At 72.8% G+C, this 3,223-nt stretch carries 1 protein-coding gene; it reads left to right on the forward strand.

What is annotated here, in order from left to right:
• Positions 1 to 3,223 (forward strand): non-ribosomal peptide synthetase (locus KGA66_RS28415; RefSeq protein WP_211472584.1); only part of this gene is annotated, 3,223 nt, incomplete at both ends.

Here is a 3,223-nt window from a genome sequence, read left to right on the forward strand (position 1 = left end):
GGTTCTTCGTCAACACGGTGGTGTTGCGTACGGATCTGTCCGGTGATCCGTCGTTCGTGCAGGTGCTTGAGCGGGTGCGTGCCGTGGTGCTGGGGGCGCTCTCGCATCAGGATGCTCCGTTCGACCAGGTGGTTGAGCGGCTCAACCCGGTGCGTGACGCTTCCACCTCCCCGCTCTTCCAGGTCATGTTCACCACCGACGGCAACGCCGACGGCGCGGCCCGCGCGGTGGCGCTGCGCGGCCTCGAATCCGAGCCGTATCCGGCCGGAGCAGAGGGCGCGCAGGTGGACCTCACCCTCGGCCTGCGCGAAGGCCCGGACGGGCTGGCCGGGGAACTCGAGTACAACGCGGACCTCTTCGACCGCAACACCGTCGAGCGCCTGGCCGGGCATCTCGGCGACCTGCTCGAGCAGATCGCGGCCCGGCCGCACGACCGGATCGGCGAGTACGCCATGGCGGCGGCCGGTGAGCAACGGGTCATCGGCTTGTGGAACAACACCCGGCGCAGCTACAACACGCGCACCGGCGTCGAGCAGCACTTCGAGCAGTACGCGGACCGCACCCCGGGCGCACCGTGCGTCGTCTGGGAGGGGCAGGAGCTGAGCTACGCCGATGTGGAACGGCGCGCGAACCAGATGGCGCACCTGCTGCGCGCGCACGGCGTCGGTCCCGAGGACCGCGTCGCCGTCTGCCTGAGCCGCGGCCCGGACACGGTCGTCGCGCCCCTGGCGGTGCTCAAGGCCGGCGCCGCATTCCTGCCCATGGACCCCGAACAGCCCCGGGCCCGGCTCGCCGCGATGCTCGCCGACGCCGATCCCATCGTCCTGCTCTGCGACAGCGCGGTAGCCGGCCGCGTTCCCGAAGGCCCGTGGCGGCAGATCGTCCTCGACGACCCGGCCGACCCGGCCGGCCTGGCACGCCAACCGGCTCACCGCCCCGAGCGCGACGTTCCCCCGTCCGCCCTCGCGTACATCATCCACACCTCCGGATCCACCGGCACGCCCAAGGGCGTGATGGTGACGCGCGGCGGCTTCGCCAACTTCCGCGAGTCCTGGGCGGCCTGGACGCGGCCGGAGACCCTCGACCGCTGGCTGACCGTCACCAGCCCGGCCTTCGACGCCTTCCTCGGCGACCTGGTGCGCAGCGTCACCTTCGGCGGCTGCCTGCTGCTGGGCGACCGCGCGCTGGCCCTCGCGCCCGACCTTCTCGCCGCCCGGCTCGCCGAGGAGCGGATCGTCGCCTTCGACACGGTCCCGGCCGTGCTCGCCAACCTCGTCGGACACCTCGCCGAGAGCGGCCTCACCCTGCCCGATCTCAAGCTTCTGATAGTTGGCGCGGACTCGTTCGGCATCGGCGACTGCGAGGCCGCCCTCAGCGTCCTCGGGCCGCGCACCCGCGTCGTCAACGCCTGGGGCGCGACCGAGACCTCCATCGACAGCACCCTGTTCGAGACCCGGCCCGGCGTCGAAACGGTCTCCGGCGTCGTGCCGATCGGCGGTCCGGTGGCCAACACCGCGGTGTACGTGCTCGACGAGCGCGGGCGGCCGGCCCCGATCGGAGTCCCCGGTGAGCTGTACGTCGGCGGCCAGGGAGTAGCGCGCGGCTACGCCGGACGCGCGGCGCTCACCGCGGACCGCTTCGTGCCCGACCCCCTCGGCAGCGAGCCGGGTGCGCGCCTCTACCGCACCGGCGACCGCGGACGGTGGCTGCCCGGCGGAGTCGTCGAATTCCTCGGCCGCGGCGACGACCAGGTCCAGATCCGCGGGCACCGGGTCGAGCCCGGCGAGATCGAGGCCGTCCTGCGCAGCCACCCCGATGTGGCGCAGTCCTACATCCTGCCGGTACGCGACGGCATCGCAGTGCACAAACTCGTCGCGTACGTCACGCCGAGTCCGGGAAGGACGCTCGACCACGACGCGCTGCGCAGGCACGTCGACGAATCGCTGCCCGCGTACATGCGCGTGTCAGCCTTCGTCGTCCTTGACCGGCTGCCGCGCACTCTGAGCGGAAAGGTGGACCGCGCCGCGCTGCCGAAGCCCAGTGCTGATTCGGCCGAGTCCGTGTCGAGCGGCGCCGCGGCGGGGCCGGCCACTTCGAAGGTGCTGCCGCGCGACCCGACCGAGCAGGCCCTCGCGGAAGTCTGGCAGCAGGTGCTCGGCCTCGACGCGCAGATCGGCGTGCACGAGGACTTCTTCGACCTCGGCGGGCACTCGCTGCTCGCCACCCGGGTCGTCTTCGCGGTGCGCAAGGCCCTGGGCGTGGAGATCCCGGTGCACACCGTCTTCGACGCGCCGACCGTCGCCGCGCTCGCCGCGCGCCTCGGGGCCGCCGCGCGGACCGGCCGGACTCAGCAGGCCGATGTCGAGCCCGCGGACCGCGGCGGGCCCCTTGCGCTCTCCTTCGCGCAGGAGCGCCTGCACTTCCTGTGGCGGATGGCGCCCGAATCCCCGGCGTACAACGCCCCGATCGCTCTGCGGCTGCGCGGCACGCTCTGCGCTGAGTCCCTGATCGCGGCGCTCTCCGGCGCAGTGGCCCGGCACGAGGTGCTGCGGACGCGGTACGTCGACGGCGACCAGGGCCCGCAGCAGGTCATCGACCCGGCCTCGCGGATCGCGCCGGCGCGGGTGGACGCGGACGAGGCCGACCTGCCCCGGCTCCTGCACGACGAGTGGGCGCGGCCCTTCGACCTGGCGGGCGGACCGGTGCTGCGCGCCACGCTCTTCCGGATCTCGGACGCAGAGCACGTACTCCTGCTCGTACTGCACCACATCGCGTACGACGGCTGGTCCGACGCGATCCTGTGGCAGGAGATCGTCGCGGGCTACCGCGCCGCGCTGCGCGGCGAAACGAGCGACCTGTCGCAGCCGGCCGAGTTGCCCGAGGTGCCCGAGGTGCCCGAGTTCCCCGAGCTCCCCGAGTTGCCGTTGCAGTACGCGGATTTCGCGTCGTGGCAGCGCAAGCAGAGCGCTGACGGTCAGTTCGCCGGCCAGCTGGACTACTGGGAGCGGCAGCTGGCCGAGGTGCCCGCGCTGGAGCTGCCGACCGACCGGCCGCGCCCTGCGGCACCCTCCTACGCCGCGGACCGCATCCTGCTCGACGTGCCTGAGGACCTCGTGCAGCGCCTTCGCTCGCTCGCCCAGACGACCGGCACCACCCCGTTCATGGTTCTGCTCGCGGCGTTTCAGGTGTTGCTGGGGCGGGTGTCGGGGTCGCGGGATGTGGC

The sequence above is a fragment of the Actinocrinis puniceicyclus genome (genome assembly GCF_018283645.1).
GTDB lineage: Bacteria > Actinomycetota > Actinomycetes > Streptomycetales > Catenulisporaceae > Actinocrinis > Actinocrinis puniceicyclus.